Raw genomic sequence first — 23,382 nt, 5'->3', positions numbered from 1 at the left:
CTGCCGGAGGAGGTGGGGCTTTGATTTGGAGAGTGATTGATGAGCATCCCCACCGTTGTATTGGTGTCAATCGGGATACACCCTGCGTCACAGCGCGCCCGCCGTGCCGAACAGGATGCCCGCGCCGTTGAAATGGGCCTGCAACTGGCCGGGGATAACGTGCATGTCCTGCACGCCGGCAACCCCCATGAGCCCGCATTGCGTGCCTACCTGGGCATGGGGCTGGCGCAACTGCATGTATTGGAGCAATCCCCGCACGCCGATGCCGTGCCCGTGCTGCGCGATTATCTGCGGGAAACGGGTGTGCAACTGGTTCTTGCCGGCAACCAGGCAGAAACCGGCGAGGGTTCCGGCATGCTCCCGTACCTGCTGGCCGAGCAACTGGGCTGGCCTCTGGTGGCCGGGGTGGCGCAGATCGAATCTATCCACAATGGCGTGGCCAGCGTGTTGCAAGCCTTGCCCCGTGGGCAGCGCCGCCGCCTGGCAGTGCGGTTGCCCTTTATGGCCACTGTGGATAACACCGCCCCCAGTGGTCGCCAAAGTGCTTACGGCCCGGCCACACGGGGTGAAATCCAGGCTCAAGTGGTAGTAGGCGTTGACGATCAGTTATCCACAACAGCCACGTTATCCCCTGCCAAGCCCCGGCCCAAGCGCCTCAAGGTCATCAAGGCCAAAAGCGGCGCCGACCGAATGAAAGCCGCGACAGCCAAGGCCGCAGGCGGCAGCGGGCGCGTCCTCACAGGGGTGAGCGCTGAAGAAGGCGCGCAGGCGATTTTAACCTTCCTGATCGAAGAAGGCGTGGTGCGCTAAGACTTGCCCACAAAGTCTGTTAGCGCTTATGTGGATAACGTGTTCGCTATCCTCTGTAAGCCTTATAAAACGTGGCATGCAGGGTTTTGGTCAAAAAACAGCCAACTGCCTCTTTTATCAACCTGTCCGATGCTAACGCCTTGAATATGGGCGGTTTCAAGGGCTTTTCCACAACCCAGGCCACAGTGCATAAGTTGCGCACAATCTCTGTTGGCGGATGTGTGGATAAGGTGTTCGCTTTACGCTACAAGCCACGCAGAATAAGGCTTCCAATGGTTTGTACGAAAATTGACCAATCGGCTGGTTTAGCCCTGTTTATCCACTTACCCACCATTGCTGTGGGTGTGCCTGTGGATAAGGTGTTCGTGAAGCGCTGTAGCCCTTTGTACGCGGGCTGTGGGTACGGCTGGTTAAAATTTGACCGCCCCTTCTGAAATATCCCGTTATACATTGAGCGCTACCGCTGGTTGAGGCGCGCCGGGTAGCAGGTCTACAAAGAGTGCTCCTTTCAGGCGTGAGGCCTACCCACATGACTGTTGTATTTCGACCGGCTCGACATGACGACGCGCACGAGATTGCACGTTTCTTCCAGATAACCTCTGAAGGGGGCGCGGATTACATCTGGAGCCTGATCGCAGAGCCGGGGGCGGACTTGCTGGCGGTGGGGACGGCTCGTTATGCGCGTGAGGGGGTGAACTTTTCGTATGAGAACTGCCTGATCGCGGAACATCAGGGGCGCGTGATCGGCATGATGCACAGCTACGTGATGCGCCACGACCCGCACGCCGAGCCGGTGACAGACCCCGTGCTGGCGCCTTATGCCGACATGGAAATACCGGACACGCTCTATATCTCAAGCCTGGGGCTGGACGAAGGCTGGCGTAACAAGGGGTTGGGGGCGAACTTTCTTCAAGCGGCTCAAGCGCGGTGCGATGAGCTGGGGCTGGCGGGCTTGAGCCTGATCAGTTACGCCGTCAATACCGGGGCGCTCCGATTTTATGAGCACCACGGTTTTCACACCGTTAAATCTTGCCAGGTAACGCCTCACCCGTTGATTCGGGTAACAGGAGATGCGTATCTGATGAGCAGGCCGGTTGCCGGGGCGTCCAGCCGGTAGCCTCGGCGGCTGGTACGCACAGGCTGTCGACGGGGCGCGTTATTGCACGTTCACCTCTTTGAGGTACGGCGCGGGGGCGGCCCCGAGGTTGTGGAGCATCCGTTCGCTGTACCAGTCCACAAAGTTGATCACGCCAAATTCGTACGTTTTGGAATACGGCCCCGGTTGGTAAGCGGTGGAATTGATCCCGCGCTGATTTTCTTCGGCCAGTCGCCTGTCCTGGTCGTTGGTGGCGTCCCACACCTTGCGCATGCGCTCCACGTCGTAGTCCACGCCTTCTACTGCATCTTTGTGCACCAGCCATTTGGTCGTGACCACGGTCTCCTGCGCACTGATTGGCCACACGGTGAACACGATGATGTGGTCGCCCATGCAGTGGTTCCACGAATGCGGCAGGTGCAGGATGCGCATTGAACCCAGGTCCGGGTTTTTGATGCGCCCCATGAGTTTTGCACAGCCTTGTTTGCCATCCATCGTCATGGACACCGTGCCCTTGAGCAGCGGCATGCGCACGATGCGGTTGCGCAGGCCAAAACGTTGGTGGGCATGCGGGATGTGCTCGGCCTCCCACACGGCGGCAGACGCGGCGACGTGATCCTTGAACGCCTGATCGGCACGCGGGTCGGTGACGTCGTCCCATTCCAGCAAGGTTTTGAGCAGCTCCGGGTGCGAGGCATTGCAGTGATAACACTCGCGGTTGTTTTCCAGCACCAGTTTCCAGTTGGCTTTTTCCACCAGCGTGGTCTGGATCGCCACTTTGGTGTTTTCCATGGCGTAGGGTTCCATGTAGTGCTCGAGGGTGGCGAGGAACTCATCAATGGCGGGCGGGTGTTCGGCCAGGCTGATGAAGATGTAACCGCCCGCCGTTTTCACGTTCACCGGTTTGAGGCCGTACTGCTTCATGTCGAAGTCAGCGCCCATCTCCGTGCCGGCAAACAGCAGGCGCCCGTCCAGCTCATACGTCCACTGGTGGTAATGGCACACCAGCTTGGCGACTTTGCCTTTTTCAGTGGTGCACAGCCTGGAACCCCGGTGGCGGCACACGTTGTGAAAAGCATGCACCTGACCTTCTGCGCCGCGTATCACGATGATCGGGTTGTTGCCCACTTGCAGGGTCACAAAGTTGCCCTTGGCCGGGATCTCACAGGTCATGCCTGCGATCAGCCATTCCTTCTGGAAAATCTCCTGCATGTCGAGGGCGAACAAACGCTCGTCGTTGTAGAACGGCTGGGGCAGGGAAAACGTCCGTTCGCGGGTTTGCAACATCTCGGCGGTGGCCTTGCGTGCGGGTTCCAGTGGATCGCCCAGGCTCAGGGTTGCGGTGACGTCCATCGTGTGGTCCTCATGGCCATGGGGTGCGGCCTTCAAGTGGCGGGTCAAGGGTGCGACGCAAGGTGAAGCCAATGGCGCTGAGTGTGCGTTTCAAGCGTCCTGCGGCCCTGTCTGTGAGCGACATGGCCCAACCTGTTCCCGACGCCCGGGCGCCCGTTTTCTGGGGCTGGTCGCGATAAGCATGTGAATGTCGCGAATAGATAAATGGCCGTCACGGCGCATGCGCAGAATCGCCAGCAAGAGGCCGGCAGTCGGCCGTGGAGAAGCGCATGTCCAACAGCTTTCTGAACCCGGTAACCACCCAGACCTGGGCCAACGGTCGCCACACCGTTCGCTGCGTGAAAGTGATTCAGGAAACCTGGGACGTGCGCACGTTCTGTTTTATGGCGGACCAGCCGATCCTGTTCTTTTTCAAGCCGGGGCAGTTCGTGACGCTGGAACTGGACATCGACGGCGAGCAAGTCATGCGCTCGTACACCATCTCCAGTTCGCCGTCGGTGCCGTACAGCTTTTCCGTCACCATCAAGCGCGTGCCGGGCGGGCGGGTTTCCAACTGGCTGCATGACACCTTGCAGGAGGGGCAGGAGCTGGCGGTGCATGGTCCGGTTGGGCTGTTCAACGCCATTGATGCGCCGAGCCCCAAGGTGCTGTACCTCAGCGGTGGCGTGGGCATTACCCCGGTGATGTCGATGGCGCGCTGGTTTTACGACACCAATGCCAATGTCGACATGGTGTTTATCCACAGCGCCCGCTCCCCCAAAGACATCATTTACCACCGCGAGCTGGAGCACATGGCCTCGCGCATCGATAACTTCAGCTTGCACCTGATCTGCGAAAAGCACGGGCTGGGCGAACCCTGGGCGGGGTATCGCGGGTATTTGAATCACAAAATGCTGGAACTCATGGCCCCGGATTTTTTGGAGCGTGAAGTGTTTTGTTGCGGCCCCACCCCGTACATGACAGCGGTCAAACGGTTGCTCGAAGCCAACGGGTTTGACATGAACCGTTACCACGAAGAGTCATTTGGCGCGACGCCGCCGCAGGTGCGGGCCGATGCCGAAGAGCAGGCCGGGCAGGCGGCCGATGCACCCGAACTGGATGCGGCCGAACTGAATCAGGTGGAGTTCACGGCGTCGGGCAAGAGCATCCGCGTGGGCCCGGCAGAAACCGTGCATGCAGCAGCGGCCAAGTTGGGGTTGATGATTCCCAAGGCCTGCGGGATGGGCATTTGCGGAACATGCAAAGTGTTGAAGCTGGGCGGCGAGGTGGAGATGGAGCACAACGGCGGGATTACAGAAGACGATGTGGCCGAAGGCTACATCTTGTCGTGTTGCAGTGTGCCCAAAGGGGATGTGCGGATTGAGTTTTAGCGTGAGCGTTTGCCCTTGCCCCGACCCTCTCCCGGTGGGAGAGGGCGAGCAGCTTGTGAGGTGTGGTTTACAAACTGAAACGCGACACCATGCTGTTGAGGTCCACCGCCAAACGCGACAACTCATTGCTCGCTGAGTTGGTCTGGCTGGCACCGGTCGCGGATTGCACCGACAGGTCGCGGATGTTGACCAGGTTGCGGTCCACTTCGCGGGCCACTTGGGCCTGTTCTTCGGCCGCACTGGCGATGACCAGGTTGCGCTCGTTGATTTCCACTACTGCCGTGTTGATGGTGTCCAGCGCCAGGCCCGCGCCTTTGGCAATGTTGAGCGTCGATTCGGCGCGTTCGGTGCTGTTGCGCATCGAGTCCACGGCCTGTTCGGTGCCGCCCTGAATGCTGCCGATCATGCGTTCGATTTCGCTGGTCGACTGCTGCGTACGGTGTGCCAGTGCGCGCACTTCGTCCGCCACGACCGCGAACCCGCGACCCGCTTCACCGGCGCGAGCCGCTTCGATGGCAGCGTTCAAGGCCAGCAGGTTGGTCTGATCGGCCAAACCGCGAATCACGTCCAGCACTTTGCCAATGTCACGCGATTCGGCGGCAAGGTTGCCAATCAGGGTGGCGGTGCTCTGCACATCGCCGCTCATGCGTTCGATGGCGCTGACGGTCTCTTGCACCAGGTCGCGGCCATCACCGGCCGATGCAGTGGCACTTTGCGAGGCTTCGGAGGTGCTGACGGCGTTACGTGCAACTTCTTCCACGGCGCTGGTCATTTCATTGACAGCGGTCGCGGCCTGTTCGATCTCGTTGTTCTGCTGGGTCAGGCCTTTGGCGCTTTCGGCCGTTACGCAGTTCAGCTCTTCAGCCGCAGAAGCCAATTGCGTGGCTGAGCCTGAAATCTGCTGCAGGGTATCGCGCAGTTTGCCTTGCATCTTGGCCATGGCGTGTAACAAACGACCCGCCTCATCGTTACCATCCGCTTTGATCGAGCGTGTGAGGTTGCCTTCGGCAATGGCCTCGGCCGCCTCCAGTGCCTGAGCGATTGGCTGGGTGATGCTGCGGGTCAGGAGCAGGGCGCACACGATGGTCAGGACTGTGGCCAGTAACAGCAAGAACACCACCAGCTTGATCGCGGCTGAATACATGTCGCTGGCATGCTCGTTGGCTTCAGTGATTTGCTGGCCATTAATGCGCATCAGGTTGTTGAGTTCTTTGTTGATCGCTTCGGAGTTTTCCAGCAGTTCAGTGTTGAGCAGTTCGCGCAATTGATCGACCTGGTCATTGCGCGAGTAGCTGCGCATGCGGTCTTGCAATTGCCCGTACTGAACCATCAGCTGTTTGTAACGATCGTACACAGCTTGTTCTTGAGGGCTGCTGATGTACTTCTCGTATTGCGTTTCGGCCACGCGGATCTCTTGATTGCGCAGGTCCAGCAGTTCCATGGTTTTTTGCTGTACCTCGGGCTCGCGGTTGATCAGCAAGCGGTACGACAACACACGCAGGCGCAATGCCAGTTGGGTGAACTCGTCCAGGTTCTGGATGCTCGGCACGCTATTGGTGCTGATGTCCTCGGCTGCAGAGCGGATCTGGCCCATCTGGAGCAGTGCGCCAGCCCCCAGAATCAGCATCAGCGTGCCGATCAGCGCAAACCCTAAAAAGGCGCGCGGAGCGATATTCATATTGCGTAAAGACATGATGTTTCCTGAGGGATGAGGCGCGGTCCGTGCGACGTCAATGCGGGGTGTATATGACCTATCGGTCATAAGACTAAAGTCTTGAATGCCGTCCGTGAAAATGTTGCGCCACAGGCTTTGCCGACCGGGGGCGGGAACCTAGTTGGCCTGCCACAGTCTTTAGGGGGCTAAATGAACGGCGCCCCTAGCTAAATCGGGCTTTGCGGCCTGAATAACCCTGGCTTAGAGGGTGACTTTTCTTTATCGTACGCGCCCTCTGAAACTGCTTGAGATCTTCCCCATGATTGAGTCATCCCTTAGCAAACTGGAACAACTGGTCAGCGACCTGGTTCAGCAAAAGCAAGAACTGCTGGACGCCAACACTCAACTGAGTGCTGAACTGGCCCAGGCCAAAGACGAAAACGAAAGCCTGCAACTGAGCCTGATGGAACAGGAAGAGAAGCAGGGCGCCACCGCAGCACGCATTCAGGCCCTGGTTGAGCGCGCGAGCGTGAGCCCTGTCAACGCATGAGCGTGGACAGAGACGGTGTAAATGTCGTCTCGATTCTGGGTAACGACTACACGATCAAGGCACCGGAAGGGGAGCAACAAACCCTGATGGCCGCCACCGTGATGTTGAAAGCCGCCCTGGCCGAAACGAAAAGAAAGTACCCGAGCCTGATCGGGGACAAACTGTTGGTGCTGGCAGCTTTGAATCTGTGTTCGCAACAGATTGAACTGCAACTGAGCCACAAACAGGAACTCGACCGTTATCAAGAGCAAGTCAGCGCCACGGTCGACGTGATAGAGCGAACACTCGGGCAATCCTGATTAATTCGCCATGCTGTGCAGCGTCGTTGCCCAGGCACGAGGCTGCGATCGACTGCACAGCAATCGCACCCCCCTCACACCGCTAACAGGGCTTAGCCCGCCATCACTTCGCGAATATCCGCCGCCAGTTCCCGTACCCGGGCTTCTTCGGTGTCCCACGAGCACATGAAACGGGCGCCGCCTTTGCCGATGAAGGTGTAGAAGCGCCAGCCCTTGGCGGTCAGCGCTGCCACGGCCGGTTCCGAGAGTTGCAGGAACACGCCATTGGCCTGCACCGGAAACATCAGCTCAACCCCGTCAATGTCACTCACCAGCTCGCACAGTAACTGCGCGCAGTGGTTGGCGTGTTTTGCGTGTTTGAGCCATGCGCCGTTTTCCAGCAAACCGACCCACGGCGCCGACAAAAAGCGCATTTTCGAGGCCAGTTGCCCGGCCTGTTTGCAGCGGTAATCGAAGTCCACTGCCAGATCGTGGTCGAAAAACAGGATCGCTTCGCCCACCGCCATGCCGTTTTTGGTCCCGCCAAAGCACAACACGTCCACGCCGGCTTTCCACGACAGCTCGGCAGGGGAGCAGCCCAGGTAGGCACAGGCATTGGAGAAACGCGCGCCGTCCATGTGCAGCAGCAGCCCCAGCTCTTTGCAGGTGGCGCTGATGGCGCGCACTTCGTCAGGGGTGTACACGCTGCCCACTTCGGTGGCCTGGGTGATGGTCACGACGCGGGGTTTGGGGTAGTGGATGTCTTTGCGTTTAAGGGCGATCTCGCGGATCGACTCGGGGGTGATCTTGCCGTTTTCGGTGCGCGCGATCAGCAGTTTGGAACCGTTGGAGAAGAACTCCGGGGCGCCGCATTCGTCGGTCTCGACGTGGGCGGTTTCGGAGCAGATCACGCTGTGGAAGCTCTGGCACAACGCCGACAGTACCAGTGAGTTGGCCGCCGTACCGTTAAAGGCGAAGTAGACCTCGCAGTCGGTTTCAAACAATTTGCGAAAGTCATCGGCTGCGCGCAGGGTCCATTGGTCGTCGCCGTAAGCGCGCTGATGGCCGTGATTGGCTTTTTCCATTGCAGACCAGACTTCAGGGCAGATACCGGAGTAGTTGTCGCTGGCGAATTGTTGGCTCTTATCAGTCATTTTCCGGTTCCAGGGTCGAAGTAATCGTGCACTTTAGCCAAGAATCCTGCGGGTGCACAGACACCGCTTAAGTGGCGGAAATCTCTTACACGAAAACCGGCGAAAGGCCGCTCTGCTCTGTAGGGGCCGGGTGGCCGTGCGACGTGCGTCACGGCCGCGAGCGCGAATCTCGCAGGCATGTCGTAAACGCACCATTGCGTGGCGTGCGTGGGCATTTGATCGCTGTGCGCCAGCCCTACCATCGGTCTCAAAGGGCAAGCCCTCACCCAGACCAAGGGCGCGCTGGCGCCGGGAGAACGCGATGTTCAGCAAGCAGGATCAAATTCAGGGATACGACGACGCTTTATTAGCGGCCATGAATGCCGAGGACCAGCGTCAGGAAGATCACATCGAACTCATCGCGTCCGAAAACTACACCAGCCAGCGTGTCATGCAGGCCCAGGGCAGCGGCCTGACCAACAAGTATGCCGAGGGTTATCCCGGCAAGCGTTACTACGGCGGCTGCCAGCATGTGGATAACGTCGAGCAACTGGCCATAGATCGCGCCAAACAGTTATTCGGCGCCGATTACGCCAACGTGCAGCCGCACTCGGGCAGCCAGGCCAACGCAGCGGTGTACCTGGCGTTGCTCAATGCAGGCGACACGGTGCTGGGCATGAGCCTGGCCCATGGTGGCCACCTGACGCACGGTGCCAGCGTGAGTTTCTCCGGCAAGCTCTACAACGCGGTGCAATACGGCATCAATACCGAAACGGGCTTGATCGACTACGACGAAGTGGAGCGGCTGGCGGTTGAGCATCAGCCAAAAATGGTCATTGCCGGATTTTCTGCCTACTCCAAAACCCTGGATTTCCCACGCTTTCGTCAGATAGCCGACAAAGTGGGCGCCTACTTGTTTGTCGACATGGCCCACGTCGCCGGTCTGGTGGCCGCTGGTGTGTACCCCAACCCGGTGCCATACGCCGACGTGGTGACCACCACCACCCACAAAACCCTGCGCGGGCCGCGGGGCGGGCTGATTCTGGCCAAGGCCAATGAGGCGCTTGAGAAAAAGCTCAATTCGGCTGTGTTCCCCGGTGGTCAGGGCGGCCCGCTGATGCACGTGATTGCCGCCAAGGCCGTGTGCTTCAAAGAAGCACTGGAGCCGGGTTTCAAAACCTATCAACAGCACGTGATCGACAACGCTCAGGCGATGGCCGATGTGTTTATCAAACGCGGCTATGACGTGGTCTCCGGCGGTACGGACAACCATTTGTTTCTGGTCAGCCTGATCCGCCAGGGCCTGACCGGCAAGGATGCCGATGCCGCGCTGGGCCGCGCCCATATCACGGTCAACAAGAACGCCGTGCCCAATGATCCGCAGTCGCCCTTTGTCACCTCGGGCCTGCGCATCGGCACCCCGGCGGTGACCACGCGCGGTTTCAAAGTGGCGCAATGCACGGAGCTGGCGGGCTGGATCTGCGACATCCTCGATCACCTCGGGGATGCCGACATTGAGGCGGACGTGGCACAGCAAGTGACGGCGCTGTGCAAAGACTTCCCGGTTTATCGCTGAGCGCGGTTTTGGAGTAAATCCTATGCAACGGTATTCAGGCTTCGGCCTTTTCAAGCACTCCCTCAGCCACCACGAAAACTGGCAGAAGATGTGGCGCACCCCCACGCCGAAAAAGGTGTACGACGTGGTCATCGTCGGTGGCGGCGGGCACGGTCTGGCCACGGCGTACTACTTGGCCAAGCAACACGGCATCACCAACGTGGCGGTGGTTGAAAAAGGCTGGCTGGGGGGCGGCAATACGGCGCGTAACACCACCATCGTGCGCTCCAACTATTTGTGGGACGAGTCGGCGCATTTGTATGAGCACGCGATGAAACTGTGGGAAGGCCTGTCCCAGGACCTCAACTACAACGTCATGTTCTCGCAACGGGGTGTGTACAACTTGTGTCACACCTTGCAAGACATGCGCGACTCGGAACGCCGGGTCAGTGCCAACCGCCTTAACGGGGTGGACGGTGAACTGCTTAACACGCAGCAAGTGGCCGATGAAATCCCGTACCTGGATTGCTCCAAAAACACCCGTTACCCGGTGCTGGGTGCCACGGTGCAGCGTCGCGGCGGGGTGGCACGTCACGATGCGGTGGCCTGGGGGTTTGCCAGGGCGGCCGATGCGCTGGGTGTGGACTTGATCCAGCAGACTGAAGTGCTGGGCTTTCGCAAGGAAAACGGCGTGTGTATCGGCGTCGAAACCAGCAAAGGCTTTATCGGTGCCAAACGCGTGGGCGTGGTCACGGCTGGCAACTCGGGGCACATGGCGCGTCAGGCCGGGTTCCGCCTGCCGATTGAGTCGCATCCGCTGCAAGCGCTGGTGTCCGAACCGATCAAGCCAATCATCGACAGCGTCATCATGTCCAACGCCGTGCACGGCTACATCAGCCAGTCCGACAAGGGCGACCTGGTGATCGGCGCGGGCATCGACGGCTGGGTCGGTTATGGCCAGCGCGGTTCCTACCCGGTGATCGAACACACGATTCAGGCGATTGTGGAAATGTTTCCCGTGTTGTCCCGCGTGCGCATGAACCGCCAGTGGGGCGGCATCGTCGACACGACGCCCGACGCATGCCCGATCATCTCCAAAACCTCGGTGCCCAACCTGTTTTTCAATTGCGGCTGGGGCACGGGCGGGTTCAAGGCCACGCCTGGTTCAGGCAACGTGTTTGCCGCCAGCCTGGCCAAGGGCGAGATGCACCCGCTTGCTGCCCCGTTTTCCCTCGAGCGTTTCCACAACGGCGCGCTGATTGACGAACACGGCGCTGCTGCCGTCGCTCACTAACAGGAGAAAAACCTATGTTGCATATCTTCTGTCCCCATTGCGGCGAGTTGCGCTCTGAAGAGGAATTCCACGCGTCCGGGCAGGCGCATATCCCGCGCCCGCTCGACCCCAATCGCTGCACCGATGCCGAGTGGGGCGATTACCTGTTCTTTCGCGACAACCCGCGCGGGCTGCACCACGAACTGTGGAACCACGTGGCCGGTTGCCGTCAGTTTTTCAACGCGACCCGTAACACCGTGACGTACGAAATTCTTGAAACGTATCGCATCGGCAGCCAGCCACAGTTCACTGAACAGTCGCCTGCGCCCGCCTCGACAACGGCCCCCCGCGAGCTGGGAGAAAAGGTATGAGTCAGACCCATCGCTTGGCCCATGGCGGCCGCGTCAATCGCAGCAACGTGCTGACCTTTACCTTTAACGGGCAAACCTATAAAGGCTACGAAGGCGACAGCCTGGCCGCTGCGCTGCTGGCCAATGGGGTGCACATCATCGGCCGTAGCTTCAAATACGCGCGGCCACGGGGCATTTATGCCGCAGGCGCCGAAGAGCCGAATGCCGTGCTGCAAATCGGCGCCACTGAGGCCACGCAAATCCCCAACGTGCGCGCCACGCAGCAAGCGTTGTATTCAGGGTTGGTCGCCACCAGCACCAATGGCTGGCCCAACGTGAACACCGACATGATGGGCATCCTGGGCAAGGTCGGCGGCACGCTGATGCCGCCAGGGTTCTACTACAAAACCTTCATGTACCCGAAGTCGTTCTGGATGACCTACGAGAAGTACATTCGCAAAGCGGCCGGGCTCGGCCGTTCACCGACGCAAAACGACCCCGACACCTACGACTACATGAACCGCCACTGCGACGTGTTGATTGTCGGCGCCGGGCCTGCGGGGCTGGCGGCAGCATTGGCGGCGGCGCGCAGTGGCGCCCGGGTGATCGTGGCCGATGAGCAGGAAGAGTTCGGCGGCAGCTTGCTCGACAGCCGTGAAAGCCTCGATGGCAAACCGGCCATGGACTGGGTCGCCAGCGTGGTGGCCGAGCTTGGCGGCATGCCGGACGTGGTGCTGTTGCCGCGCGCCACGGTCAATGGCTACCACGATCACAACTTCCTGACGATTCATGAGCGCCTGACCGATCACCTGGGCGACCGTGCACCGATTGGCCAGGTACGCCAGCGCATTCACCGGGTGCGGGCCAAGCGCGTGGTGCTGGCCACGGGGGCCTGCGAACGGCCGCTGGTGTATGGCAATAACGACGTGCCGGGCAACATGCTGGCCGGTGCCGTGTCCACCTACGTGCGTCGCTACGGCGTGGCGCCGGGGCGCAAATTGTTGCTGAGTACCAATAACGACCATGCCTATCGCGTGGCGCTGGACTGGCTCGACGCCAGCCTGCCGGTGGTGGCCATTGCCGATGCCCGCAGTAACCCGCGTGGTGCGCTGGTGGAAGAAGCGCGTGCCAAAGGCATCCGTATTCTGACCGGCAGCGCCGTGATTGAAGCGCGGGGCAGCAAACACGTCACCGGCGCCCGCGTGGCGGCGATCGACCTCACCGCCCACAGCGTCACCAGCCCCGGCGAGATGCTCGATTGCGACCTGATTGCCAGCTCAGGCGGCTACAGCCCGGTGGTGCACTTGGCGTCGCACTTGGGCGGCAAACCGATCTGGCGCGAAGACATCCTCGGGTTTGTGCCCGGTGACGCACCGCAAAAACGCGTGTGCGTGGGCGGCATCAATGGCGTCTACCGCTTGGGCGACAGCCTGGCCGATGGCTTTGAAGGGGGCGTGCGAGCGGCCAGTGAAGCCGGGTTCAAGGCCGTTGAAGGCACATTGCCCAAAGCCCTCCTGACCTACGAAGAACCCACACTGGCGTTGTTTCACGTGCCCCACGAAAAAGGCACGGCACGGGCGCCGAAACAATTTGTCGACCTGCAAAACGACGTCACGGCGGCGGCCATCGAATTGGCCACCCGCGAAGGGTTTGAGTCGGTCGAGCATGTCAAACGCTACACCGCGCTGGGTTTTGGCACCGACCAGGGCAAGCTCGGCAACGTCAACGGGCTGGCCATCGCGGCGCGTTCGCTGAACGTCAGCATCCCGCAAATGGGCACGACCATGTTTCGCCCCAACTACACGCCCGTAACCTTCGGTGCGGTGGCGGGGCGTCACTGCGGGCACATTTTCGAGCCCGTGCGCTACACCGCGTTGCAGGCGTGGCACGTCAAACAGGGCGCAGCCTTTGAAGACGTCGGGCAGTGGAAGCGGCCGTGGTACTTCCCGCGGCCCGGCGAAGACCTGCACGCCGCGGTCAAGCGCGAGTGCCAGGCCGTGCGCGACAGCGTCGGTCTGCTGGATGCCTCGACACTTGGCAAAATCGACATTCAGGGGCCGGACGCGCGGGAGTTCCTCAACCGCATCTACACCAACGCCTGGACCAAACTGGACGTGGGCAAGGCGCGCTACGGGCTGATGTGCAAAGAAGACGGCATGGTCTTCGACGACGGCGTGACCGCTTGCCTGGCGGACAACCACTTTGTGATGACCACCACCACGGGCGGCGCGGCGCGTGTGCTGCAATGGCTGGAGTTGTACCAACAGACCGAATGGCCAGAGCTGAAGGTGTACTTCACCTCGGTCACTGACCATTACGCGACCCTGACCTTGTCCGGCCCCAACAGCCGCAAGCTGCTGAGTGAGGTGACCGACATCGACCTGGACCGCGACGCCTTCCCGTTCATGAGCTGGAAAGAAGGCCAGGTGGCAGGCGTACCGGCGCGGGTATTCCGTATTTCGTTTACCGGCGAGCTGTCGTACGAGGTGAACATCCAGGCCGACTACGCCATGGGCGTGCTGGAAAAAATCGTCGAGGCGGGCAAACAGTACAACCTGACCCCCTACGGCACAGAAACCATGCACGTATTGCGTGCCGAGAAGGGCTTCATCATCGTCGGCCAGGACACGGACGGCTCGATGACCCCCGACGACCTCAACATGGGCTGGTGCGTGGGCCGTAACAAGCCGTTCTCATGGATCGGCTGGCGCGGCATGAACCGCGAAGACTGCGTGCGCGACGCACGCAAACAACTGGTAGGGCTCAAGCCGGTCGACCCCACCCAATGGCTGCCTGAAGGGGCGCAGCTGGTGTTCGACCCCAAACAGGCCATTCCCATGAGCATGGTTGGCCATGTGACCTCCAGTTACACCTGCGGCTCGCTGGGGTACTCATTCGCCATGGGCGTGGTCAAGGACGGCCTCAAGCGCATGGGCGAACGGGTCTTTGCCCCGTTGGCCGATGGCAGCGTGATCGAAGCAGAAATCGTGTCTTCGGTGTTTTTCGACCCCAAAGGCGAACGGCAGAATATTTGATGGGTGATCTCATGACGAGCGCAAACGTATACCAACAGCGTCCGGATTCGGGCGCCAAAGCCGAGTCATCCTTGCATCACGCCCGGTTGTCGGCACTCATCGGCAAGGGGCGGCAGAACCCCGGTGTCACCGTGCGCGAGAAAAAACTGTTGGGCCACCTGACCCTGCGGGGCGATGCCCGGGACCCGGCGTTCAGCGAGGGCGTGCACAAAGCGCTGGGCATTGAACTGCCAGTCGCGTTGAGCCTGGTGGCCAAAGGCGAAACGTCCCTGCAATGGATGGGCCCGGACGAATGGCTGCTGATCGTGCCCGGCGGTGAAGAATTCAGCGTCGAGCAGGCTTTGCGTGAGGCCCTCGCGGGGCAGCACATTGCGGTGGTGAACGTCAGCGGCGGGCAGCAACTGCTGGAACTGCGCGGGCCGCACGTACGCGACGTGTTGATGAAGTCCACCAGCTACGACGTCCACCCTGACAACTTCCCGGTGGGCAAGGCGGTGGGCACGGTGTTTGCGAAGTCGCAGCTGGTGATCCGGCATACGGGCGAAGCCACGTGGGAGCTGCTCATCCGCCGCAGTTTTTCGGACTATTGGTGGCTATGGTTGCAGGATGCCGCGGCGCAATATGGGCTGAGTGTTGAGGCCTGAGTCACGGCTGGCCCCCACCCTGGCCCTCTCGCGCAGGGCCAGGGTGGTGGTTGTCACATTAAAACAATAAGGATTCCCCATGAGCCGCGCCCCTGACACCTGGATCCTCACCGCCGATTGCCCCAGCAAACTGGGTACCGTCGACGCCGTGACCCGTCACCTGTTTGAACACCAGTGTTACGTCACCGAGCACCATTCCTTCGACGATCAACGTTCCGGCCGGTTCTTCATACGGGTTGAATTCCGCCAGCCCGATGACTTTGACGAACGCAGTTTTCGCGGCGGGTTGGCGGATCGTGGCCAAGCCTTCGGCATGGCCTTCGAACTCACCCCGCCGCATTACCGCCCCAAAGTGCTGATTATGGTGTCCAAGTCCGACCACTGCCTGAACGACTTGCTGTACCGCCAGCGTATCGGGCAATTGTCGATGGACGTGGTGGCCGTGGTTTCCAACCACCCGGACCTGGCGCCGCTGGCCCAATGGCACGGTATCGCGTATCACCATTTTGCCCTCGACCCCGACGACAAACCCGCGCAAGAAGCCCGTGTCTGGCAAGTGATCGAAGACACCGGCGCCGAATTGGTGATTCTTGCGCGCTACATGCAAGTGCTCTCGCCCGAGTTGTGCCGCAAGCTGGATGGCAAGGCGATCAACATTCACCACTCGCTACTGCCGGGTTTCAAAGGCGCCAAGCCATATCATCAGGCTTACGAAAAGGGCGTGAAACTGGTGGGCGCCACTGCGCACTACATCAACAACGACCTCGATGAGGGCCCGATCATCGCTCAGGGCGTCGAGGCCGTGGACCACAGTTACTACCCCGAAGACCTGATTGCCAAAGGCCGCGACATTGAGGCCCAGACATTGGCCCGGGGTGTGGGCTATCACATTGAACGGCGCGTTTTCCTAAATGGAGGTCGTACCGTGGTGCTGTGACGTGCCAGTGCCAACTAAGCTGCAAGCAGATCGGCTTGCGGCTGGCCGGTCACCCCATTCAATAACAACAAGGGTGAACACGATGGCTGACAATCGCGGTGTGGTGTACCTGGGCAATGGCCAGGTAGAAGTGCAATCCATTCCTTTCCCCAAGATGCAAAACCCTCAAGGCAAACCGATTCACCATGGCGTGATCCTGCGTGTGGTGTCGACTAACATTTGCGGCTCTGACCAGCACATGGTGCGCGGCCGTACCACGGCGCAAACCGGTCTGGTACTGGGGCACGAAATTACCGGCGAGGTGATTGAAGCCGGGCGTGACGTGGAGCATTTGAAGGTCGGGGATTTGGTGTCGGTGCCGTTTAACGTGGCGTGCGGGCGGTGCCGCAGTTGCAAAGAGCAAAACACCGGCGTGTGCCTGACCGTCAACCCGGCCCGTCCCGGCGGTGCTTATGGTTACGTGGACATGGGCGACTGGGTCGGCGGTCAGGCTGAATATGTATTGGTCCCTTATGCGGATTTCAACCTGCTCAAACTCCCGAACCGCGACGCCGCGATGGAGAAAATCCGCGACCTGACCTGCCTCTCCGACATCCTGCCCACCGGTTACCACGGCGCCGTCACGGCGGGCGTCGGCCCCGGCAGCACGGTCTACATTGCGGGCGCAGGGCCGGTTGGGCTCGCCGCTGCGGCATCCGCGCGCCTGCTGGGCGCTGCTGTGGTGATTGTCGGGGACGTGAACCCGATTCGCTTGGCCCACGCCAAGGCGCAGGGCTTTGAAATTGCCGACCTGTCCATGGACACCCCGTTGCATGAACAGATCGCGGCGTTGCTGGGCGAGCCTGAAGTGGATTGCGCGGTTGATGCGGTGGGCTTTGAAGCCCGGGGGCATGGGCATGACGGCGTCAAACACGAAGCCCCGGCCACCGTGCTGAACTCACTGATGGGGGTGGTGCGGGTGGCGGGCAAAATCGGTATTCCGGGCCTGTACGTCACCGAAGACCCGGGTGCTGTGGATGCCGCCGCGAAAATGGGCAGCCTGAGCATTCGCTTTGGCCTGGGCTGGGCCAAATCCCACAGCTTTCACACCGGGCAAACCCCGGTGATGAAATACAACCGCCAATTGATGCAAGCGATCATGTGGGACCGGATCAAAATTGCCGACATCGTCGGGGTCGAAGTGATTAGCCTGGACGATGCACCTCGCGGCTACGGGGAGTTTGATGCGGGCGTGCCGAAGAAGTTTGTGATTGATCCGCATCGGTTATTTAGTGCGGTGTAAAACGTTAAGTGGCACGCTCTCTAGTGCAGGGTGCCACTTAAGCTTGAATGAACGTTGGTGTTTTACTGTGACTTTCGAATGGAGTTTAGATAGGGTTTAAATTGATCGGGCTTAGCGGCTAATATTACTGTTTTATAGTAGTTGGGTGGTGGTTCGTAGGGGGGAGGAGGACCAAGATATATTTCGGGCGCTACTGATCTTGATGAGGATGAGGATAAGCGTGGGGTTGAGGTGGAAGAAGGCGCATTTATTGTCGGCCCATTAAGGGCGTTATGAAGGTTAAGGAAATGTTGTACATCCTCACGTGCTTGGATGCCTTCTGGGGAATATATATTTCCACGTCTTTCCAGTCTGGGATGGCGTCTACCAGTAAACGCATCTGCCCCGGTGTCAAGAGGAGCGTTCTGTTCAAAAGGCAGTGGGCGTGTCGATAAAATATCATCCAGATTTGTTGCGCGCGCTCTGGCTTGTTTCATTACCCGCGAGGATACTCTTCCCATGAATATGTTTTGGAACGCTTTAACAAGGTTAGGGGTTTTTATAGGGAAATGACCGTCCTGGTCTATAGTGTTTGGCGCATTATTATCAAATGCGGCATATGCATTAATCCCCCCCTTTGCGAACGGGCTCCAGCTGTCCGGGCTATTAAACCGCATTAACACCGGGTTATAGGCTCGATACCCCTTGCCCAATAAATAATGGCCAGTCACGGCTTCGGGGCGTTCGCCGTTGAAAGCCAGTAGCCGGGTGATGCCATTTTCCACCGGGTGATGACCAAACGGGGTATAGGCGCACGCGTGTGTGCCTGCCGCGCTGACGTGTTGCAGCACCGATGTTTTCTGGTCGGTTGCAAGCAAGGTGGTAGCTTGCCCTTGTTGCACGGCCAGGGGTTGTACGTCGAACGCCATGAAGCGGCGGGCATTTGTTCCTTCAATTTCAGTGGCAATGCGCTCGTTTTGATAAAACCGGCGCGTGGTGTTGCTGATTATCAGGCGGTTCAGTGGGTCGTACTGGTAATTGCCTTGAGGGGCGTGGGGGGGCTTTTTCATCGTTGTTCCCGAATGAGTGGTTGAACACGATTTCAGCATCCACACGCTTTCGGGAGTTGCATAGCTGGCAGAAGTAATAGGTCGGCGGAGGGCCCGCGCACCTTCAAACGCAACCGTGTTTGGCGTTTTAGCCGTGCCAGGTTATACGGATTTATCCCAGTCCGTGGACGAGGCCTCATGAGGGGGCGTCGAAGAAGTTTGTGATGAACCCACATGGGTTGTTGAGGGTATTTGACTGAATGGGCCCCAAGGATACAAATCGTATCCTTGGGGTTGATAAGCCACAGGGGACTTAAAAAACGAACTTCTCGGACTGTTTAAGGTGCAATTCTGATGTTGCGATTTTCTATGACTATTTCTAAATTATTTTGTGCATCACGCAAAAGTTTAATGGCTTTATTTCTCTGTGTGCTTGCATTATTACGAATATGGCTATCCATGTTCATTTGATTTCTGGTTTGGGTCGCGCGAACATAGCCTTGTTGCATGTTTTCTGCGGCTACACGTCGTGGTTGACTTATAAAGTTACCCCTGTACGGTGTATAGCCAGCACGTGCATTGAGTTTATTGAGTTGTTTGGTTATTTTCTCTGCGCGCTTGACGTTGGTGGCGGCTTGTTTTACTAGCGCGCTGTTAGATAATGAAGAGGGTTTAATGTCAAAGTTCATGGGCGCACCCAATGCATCGATCGACTTTAAAGTTTTTAAGTAAAGCGATGTGGTTTGCGCATTTGTTATTTCTGTAGGTCTAATTATTTTAAACGCTCTTAGAACAGGCTTTGCCCATTGCCATATGTGCCCAGTGGGATCTTGCATCATTACAGGGTCTGTACAATACGCATACGCATTAACCCCCCCCTCCCCAAACGGGCTCCAGCTGTCCGGGCTATTAAACCGCATTAACACCGGGTTATAGGCTCGATACCCCTTGCCCAATAAATAATGGCCAGTCACGGCTTCGGGGAGTTCGCCATTGAAAGCCAGTAGCCGGGTGATGCCATTTTCGGTCGGGTGATGGCCATAGGGGGTATAGGCACACGCCTGTGTGCCTGTTGCACTGACGTGTTGCAGCACCGAGGTTTGCAGGTCGGTGGCCATCAGGGTAGTGGCTTGCCCTTGTTGTACGGCCAGGGGTTGAGCGTCGAACGCCACAAAGCGACGGGTATTGGTTCCTTCAATTTCAGTGGCAATGCGCTCGTTTTGATAAAACCGACGCGTGGTGTTGCTGCTGCTCAGGCGATCCAGTGCATCGTACTGGTAACTGCCTGGTAGGGAGCGAGGGGGCTTTTTCATCGTTGTTCCCGAATGAGTGGTTGAACACGCTTTGAGCATCCACACGCTTTCAGGGGTTGTATAGCTGGCAGAAATGCTAGGTTTGCAGCGCCCATAGCCGGGCACTGCGTGAGTCGCGGCCCGTACTGACTCAGGTTGAGACGTGCAAACGCCGGCCCATCACGTCGAGCAGGTCGCAGCCGTCGCGCAGTAAGAGGGCGCACGCGTGGGCCAACTGTTTGAGGTCGATGCTGTCAGTGTGGTGGGGGTCGAGCCGCTCAAGGCTTTCAAGCACTTGGGTGGCGGCCAGAATGCGCGCGGCGGCGTTGGCGTGCAGTACGTCGGGCGGGCTTTGGGCGTCTATTAGCAGGCTGGGGATCAGGCAGTCGATGGCGGTCAGCGGGATGTAGCGGTTCATGGGCAATGCTCTTTGTGTGTTTGATTTAACCCCACCTAATCGTCGCCAAACGACTAGGTGGCAGCTGCGCGCAGGTTGGCGAACCGGAAACACACCACCGGCAGACCCGAAGGTCTCCCACGCGCAGCTGCCATAAAGCAGCATTGCGGGTGCAAAAAGTCCTGCAAGTAAACAAGAGTTTTCGCATGGTGGTAAACAGGTCGCCAAACCTGGTCGTCATTGGGACGACGAGCGGACTATAAGCCGCTGGCCCGCCACCGGCAAACCTCAATTGCTGTAGGCATTGGCACTTTTCCATTAAGCTTGCCAACCGTTGAACCGGCCACAGGCATTGGGAACAACGGCCTTGGGTAGGGGTCTTACACACAGTTTCACTGCTCCGCCGGGAGTGGTCTTTGGCTTTTAAGAGGTGGATGCAATGAAGAAGTTGAGCGGCGTAGCACTGGCAACATTGATGACCGTGGCCGCGAGCCCGGTGTTTGCAGGAGGCTTTAGCCTGAACGATGCCGCGGGCATTTTGAATCAGGTTCAGGGCGGCAACAGCGCAAAGTCCGAGCAGACCGTTCAGGCCCTGGACCTGCTGGCTAAAACCCAGCAGATGGGTGTTAAGCCTGAGCAGGCAGCAGGTGGCGTGGGCGCGATGTTGAGCCTGGCCAAAAACCAGCTCACCCCCAATGATTACACGGCCTTGACGCAGCAAGTGCCGGGCATCAACAAAGTCACCGGGGCCGGTGCCTTTACCCAACTGAGCCAGTTCAGCGCCAAGAACCCGCAGCTTCAAGCCCTGGTCGGCCAGATCAACCCGGTCAGCAATGATGCCAAAGTGGCCGTGAGCAACGTGACGAATCAATCGCAGCTCAACAGCGCGTTCAAAGCGCTGGGCATGGAGAGCAGCAAGATTCAGCAATTCGCGCCGTTGATCACCCAGTACCTTGGCCAACAGGGCGTATCCAGCCCGCTGTTGACCACGCTGAGTACGCTGTGGGGTATCTAAAGGTCAGCTGCGCTCGGCACGCAAGGTGCTGATGCGCTGGTCCTTCTTGATCCAGAGCTGGTTGACCCAGCTCTGGACAACCTCGCGAAACACCGGGTCGTTTTCGTAATCCCCCTGCCACAAGGCCGGGTCCAGCTCACGGGTCTGGATGTCGACAATCACCTTGGGCACCTGCCCGCTGATCAAGTCCCAAAACCCCGGAATTTTGGCCTGTGGGTACACCACGGTCACATCGAGTACGGCATCCAGCTGTTCACCCATCGCCGCCAGCACAAACGCCACGCCGCCCGCCTTGGGCTTGAGCAGGTAGGTATAGGGCGAGTGTTGCAGGGCGCTTTTGGCCGGGGTGAAGCGCGTGCCTTCCAGGTAATTGACCACCGTCACCGGCTGGCGCTTGAACAGCTCGCAGGCGGCGCGGGTGATCTTCAGGTCTTGGCCTTTAAGTTCGGGGTGTTTGGCCAGGAACGCTTTGGAATAGCGCTTCATGAACGGGTAATCGAGCGCCCACCAGGCCAGTCCCAGAAACGGCACCCAGATCAGTTCCTTCTTCAAAAAGAATTTGAAGAACGGCGTGCGGCGATTCAGGCCCTGCATTAACGCCGGGATATCGACCCATGATTGATGGTTGCTGATCACCAGATAGGAGGTGTTGCGGCTCAAACCCTCGGCGCCACGGATGTCCCAGTGCGTTGGCAGGCACAAGGCGAAAATACGTTTGTCGATTTCGGACCACGTCTCAGCGATCCACATGACCGCCCGCGAGTTGTAATCGCGCAAACGCCCCGGCGAGATGAGCTTGAGCAACGCAAACAGCATCAGCGGACCAAACAGAATCAGGGTGTTGCACAGCAACAGGAGCGTGACCAGACAGCCGGTGAGCAGGCGGCGCATAAGCAACTCTTGACGATTTGAGGGTCGCCAATGATAAGCAGCACGCCGCAGAACGCCAAATTGGAGTGTGGACAAATGTTTCACACACGATGAAATAGGCTGCGCCCACACCCGAAAACGTGTAGCCGTTGACCCGCTGCGCGAGATCGCAAACCTCTATGCTCAATGACTGCGAGCCCGTTGCCTGCGGGAACCCAGGCGCAAACCGGGGTCTAACCCGCAACCTCCACAGGAAACCGCCACTATGAAATCCGTTTTCGTTTTGTTGTCCGTACTGGCTTTGCCGGTGATGGCTGCCGAGCCCACGCTCTACGGGCGCTATGAATACATCAAGCTCCCGGAAATCGGTGAAACCTTGCAGGCCAAGATGGACACGGGCGCGCTGACGGCGTCGTTGTCGGCCAAGAACATCGAAACCTTCACCCGCGATGGCGAGCCATGGGTGCGTTTCCAGCTTGCGACCAAAGGCGCGAGTGACAAGGTGTACGAGCACAAAGTGGCGCGCATCAGCAAAATCAAAAGCCGCGCTGATGAGGACGACGACAAGGAAGAGCCCGCGAGCGCCAAGCGCCCGGTGGTCGACCTTGAAATGTGCCTGGGTAACGTCAAGCGCACCGTGGAGGTCAACCTGACCGACCGCAGCAGTTTCAACTACCCGCTGCTGATCGGCGCCAAGGCACTCAGGGAATTTGGCGCGGCGGTCAACCCGGCGCGTCGGTATACGGCCGACAAGCCGGAGTGTTAAACCGGTCGCGTGGCGAGCATTGAGGGGCGCTGGCTGACCTCGGCATACCACACCGTCAACTGCGGGTTGGGCGTGCGCCAGTCAACGTCGGGCAGGCGCAGGTCAAGATAAGCCAGCGCGCAGGCCAAGCTAATGGCCGCAATATCAAAGTGGCTGGCCAGTTCGGCCATGGCGCCCTGTTCGAGTGAGTTCAACGCGCGCAAGATCTTGTCGCGTTGGGCTGTCATCCATTGCTGCCACTGCTTCTCGGCCGGCCGCAATCCGCGCTCGTAACGGATCAACACCGCCGCGTCCATGATCCCGTCGGCCGTGGACGCCAGTGTCAGGCGCCGCCATCGGGGCGAGCCGCCGGGTGGGATCAACGGGTTGCCCACGTGCTGTTGGTCGAGGTAATCGAGAATCACACGGCTGTCATGAATCACCGAGCCGTCGGCCAACTGCAAAGCGGGCACTTTGCCTAATGGGTTGGCCTTGTTGAACGTATCGTCGGGTGCGGTGGGCGAGAGCGTTACGGGGTGCAAGGTGACACGCGTTTGTTGACCGGTTTCGTGCAGCAATACCAGCACCTTGCGCCCAAACGGCGAAGCCACGTGGGAAAAGAGGGTCATGCTCGGGGTGGACATGGCGGGGTCTCTAACGAGTGGAAGTGAGCTCAGCCTAGACATTGACCGGGCAGGGTGCCAGATAACCATGC

Annotated in this window: 22 protein-coding genes and 1 pseudogene; 14 read left to right on the top strand and 9 right to left on the bottom strand. The window is 59.3% G+C overall.

Translation table 11 applies throughout. The features are described from left to right. Positions 1–39 precede the first annotated feature (39 nt). The gene (gene etfB / locus HBN61_RS09425; protein WP_170046591.1) at positions 40–810 is read left to right on the top strand and encodes an electron transfer flavoprotein subunit beta; all 771 of its coding nucleotides are present in this window, start codon (positions 40–42) and stop codon (positions 808–810) included. A 529-nt stretch (positions 811–1,339) separates the two neighbouring features. After that, positions 1,340–1,927, top strand: coding sequence for a GNAT family N-acetyltransferase (locus tag HBN61_RS09420; RefSeq protein WP_170046590.1), 588 nt, complete (start codon positions 1,340–1,342; stop codon positions 1,925–1,927). 39 nt (positions 1,928–1,966) lie between these two features. Here the strand turns inward: HBN61_RS09420 and gbca are convergent, their stop codons facing one another. After that, positions 1,967–3,259 (bottom strand): glycine betaine monooxygenase oxygenase subunit, encoded by a 1,293-nt coding sequence (gene gbca, locus HBN61_RS09415; RefSeq protein ID WP_169962095.1) that lies wholly within the window; start codon positions 3,257–3,259, stop codon positions 1,967–1,969. A gap of 269 nt (positions 3,260–3,528) precedes the next feature. On the opposite strand from gbca, the gene gbcB reads away from it, so the two are divergent. Continuing rightward, complete coding sequence (gene gbcB / locus HBN61_RS09410) at positions 3,529–4,629, top strand: glycine betaine monooxygenase reductase subunit (RefSeq protein WP_169962093.1); 1,101 nt, start codon at positions 3,529–3,531, stop codon at positions 4,627–4,629. A 67-nt stretch (positions 4,630–4,696) separates the two neighbouring features. On the opposite strand, the gene HBN61_RS22935 is transcribed toward gbcB, so the two are convergent. Together HBN61_RS22935 and HBN61_RS22930 are read right to left on the bottom strand one after the other, a co-directional pair. Beyond that, positions 4,697–5,560 (bottom strand): methyl-accepting chemotaxis protein, encoded by an 864-nt coding sequence (locus HBN61_RS22935; RefSeq protein WP_524539067.1) that lies wholly within the window; start codon positions 5,558–5,560, stop codon positions 4,697–4,699. After that, a pseudogene (locus tag HBN61_RS22930) lies at positions 5,552–6,307 on the bottom strand (MCP four helix bundle domain-containing protein); the annotation flags it as partial. The gene HBN61_RS22935 and the pseudogene HBN61_RS22930, both read right to left, overlap by 9 nt. A gap of 295 nt (positions 6,308–6,602) precedes the next feature. Here HBN61_RS22930 and HBN61_RS09400 point away from each other — a divergent pair. Together HBN61_RS09400 and HBN61_RS09395 are read left to right on the top strand one after the other, a co-directional pair. Further along, positions 6,603–6,833, top strand: a complete 231-nt coding sequence (locus tag HBN61_RS09400; protein WP_094992767.1) for a hypothetical protein — start codon at positions 6,603–6,605, stop codon at positions 6,831–6,833. Then, entirely contained in the window at positions 6,830–7,132 is a 303-nt protein-coding gene (locus tag HBN61_RS09395; protein WP_047278128.1) for a cell division protein ZapA, read from the top strand. Before HBN61_RS09400 ends, HBN61_RS09395 begins: the two co-directional genes overlap by 4 nt. Before the next feature lie 92 nt (positions 7,133–7,224). On the opposite strand, the gene HBN61_RS09390 is transcribed toward HBN61_RS09395, so the two are convergent. Continuing rightward, positions 7,225–8,265, bottom strand: a complete 1,041-nt coding sequence (locus tag HBN61_RS09390; protein ID WP_170046589.1) for a threonine aldolase family protein — start codon at positions 8,263–8,265, stop codon at positions 7,225–7,227. Between the two features lie 301 nt (positions 8,266–8,566). Between HBN61_RS09390 and glyA the strand changes: the two genes are divergently transcribed. The 7 genes from glyA to fdhA all read left to right on the top strand — a co-directional run bounded on the left by glyA (position 8,567) and on the right by fdhA (position 17,320). Further along, positions 8,567–9,820, top strand: coding sequence for a serine hydroxymethyltransferase (gene glyA / locus HBN61_RS09385; RefSeq protein ID WP_094992769.1), 1,254 nt, complete (start codon positions 8,567–8,569; stop codon positions 9,818–9,820). Positions 9,821–9,842: 22 nt separating this feature from the next. Then, complete coding sequence (locus HBN61_RS09380) at positions 9,843–11,093, top strand: sarcosine oxidase subunit beta family protein (RefSeq protein ID WP_170046588.1); 1,251 nt, start codon at positions 9,843–9,845, stop codon at positions 11,091–11,093. Between the two features lie 14 nt (positions 11,094–11,107). Continuing rightward, entirely contained in the window at positions 11,108–11,443 is a 336-nt protein-coding gene (locus HBN61_RS09375) for a sarcosine oxidase subunit delta (RefSeq protein ID WP_170046587.1), read from the top strand. Further along, complete coding sequence (locus HBN61_RS09370; protein ID WP_170046586.1) at positions 11,440–14,457, top strand: sarcosine oxidase subunit alpha; 3,018 nt, start codon at positions 11,440–11,442, stop codon at positions 14,455–14,457. Before HBN61_RS09375 ends, HBN61_RS09370 begins: the two co-directional genes overlap by 4 nt. A gap of 11 nt (positions 14,458–14,468) precedes the next feature. Then, positions 14,469–15,101, top strand: a complete 633-nt coding sequence (locus HBN61_RS09365; protein ID WP_170046585.1) for a sarcosine oxidase subunit gamma — start codon at positions 14,469–14,471, stop codon at positions 15,099–15,101. A gap of 79 nt (positions 15,102–15,180) precedes the next feature. After that, the gene (gene purU / locus HBN61_RS09360) at positions 15,181–16,038 is read left to right on the top strand and encodes a formyltetrahydrofolate deformylase (protein WP_094992773.1); all 858 of its coding nucleotides are present in this window, start codon (positions 15,181–15,183) and stop codon (positions 16,036–16,038) included. Positions 16,039–16,120: 82 nt separating this feature from the next. Beyond that, positions 16,121–17,320 (top strand): formaldehyde dehydrogenase, glutathione-independent, encoded by a 1,200-nt coding sequence (gene fdhA, locus HBN61_RS09355; protein WP_094992774.1) that lies wholly within the window; start codon positions 16,121–16,123, stop codon positions 17,318–17,320. Positions 17,321–17,382: 62 nt separating this feature from the next. On the opposite strand, the gene HBN61_RS09350 is transcribed toward fdhA, so the two are convergent. From HBN61_RS09350 to HBN61_RS09340, 3 genes are all read right to left on the bottom strand, one after another. After that, positions 17,383–18,369 (bottom strand): RHS repeat-associated core domain-containing protein, encoded by a 987-nt coding sequence (locus tag HBN61_RS09350; protein WP_170046584.1) that lies wholly within the window; start codon positions 18,367–18,369, stop codon positions 17,383–17,385. Positions 18,370–18,686: 317 nt separating this feature from the next. Beyond that, on the bottom strand, positions 18,687–19,661 hold the full coding sequence (locus tag HBN61_RS09345; protein WP_170046583.1) for an RHS repeat-associated core domain-containing protein: 975 nt from the start codon (positions 19,659–19,661) through the stop codon (positions 18,687–18,689). A 130-nt stretch (positions 19,662–19,791) separates the two neighbouring features. Beyond that, positions 19,792–20,058, bottom strand: a complete 267-nt coding sequence (locus HBN61_RS09340; RefSeq protein ID WP_170046582.1) for a short-chain dehydrogenase — start codon at positions 20,056–20,058, stop codon at positions 19,792–19,794. A gap of 418 nt (positions 20,059–20,476) precedes the next feature. Between HBN61_RS09340 and HBN61_RS09335 the strand changes: the two genes are divergently transcribed. Next, a complete protein-coding gene (locus HBN61_RS09335) occupies positions 20,477–21,052 on the top strand; it encodes a DUF2780 domain-containing protein (protein ID WP_170046581.1) in 576 nt (191 codons plus the stop codon). 3 nt (positions 21,053–21,055) lie between these two features. On the opposite strand, the gene yihG is transcribed toward HBN61_RS09335, so the two are convergent. Next, positions 21,056–21,943 carry a 1-acylglycerol-3-phosphate O-acyltransferase, YihG family gene (gene yihG / locus HBN61_RS09330; protein WP_094992778.1) on the bottom strand — a complete coding sequence of 296 codons (888 nt, stop codon included), beginning with the start codon at positions 21,941–21,943 and terminating at the stop codon, positions 21,056–21,058. Between the two features lie 244 nt (positions 21,944–22,187). Between yihG and rloA2 the strand changes: the two genes are divergently transcribed. Next, the gene (rloA2, locus tag HBN61_RS09325) at positions 22,188–22,688 is read left to right on the top strand and encodes a retropepsin-like aspartic peptidase RloA2 (RefSeq protein WP_094992779.1); all 501 of its coding nucleotides are present in this window, start codon (positions 22,188–22,190) and stop codon (positions 22,686–22,688) included. Here the strand turns inward: rloA2 and HBN61_RS09320 are convergent. Further along, positions 22,685–23,311, bottom strand: a complete 627-nt coding sequence (locus HBN61_RS09320; RefSeq protein WP_094992780.1) for a glutathione S-transferase family protein — start codon at positions 23,309–23,311, stop codon at positions 22,685–22,687. The two genes, rloA2 and HBN61_RS09320, sit on opposite strands and share 4 nt — an antisense overlap. Positions 23,312–23,382 lie beyond the last annotated feature (71 nt).

The sequence above is a fragment of the Pseudomonas sp. WS 5071 genome (assembly GCF_012985765.1).
Taxonomy (GTDB): domain Bacteria; phylum Pseudomonadota; class Gammaproteobacteria; order Pseudomonadales; family Pseudomonadaceae; genus Aquipseudomonas; species Aquipseudomonas lundensis_A.
Note: the sequence above shows the minus strand (reverse complement) of the source record. Positions and strands in the feature narration are given on the sequence as shown.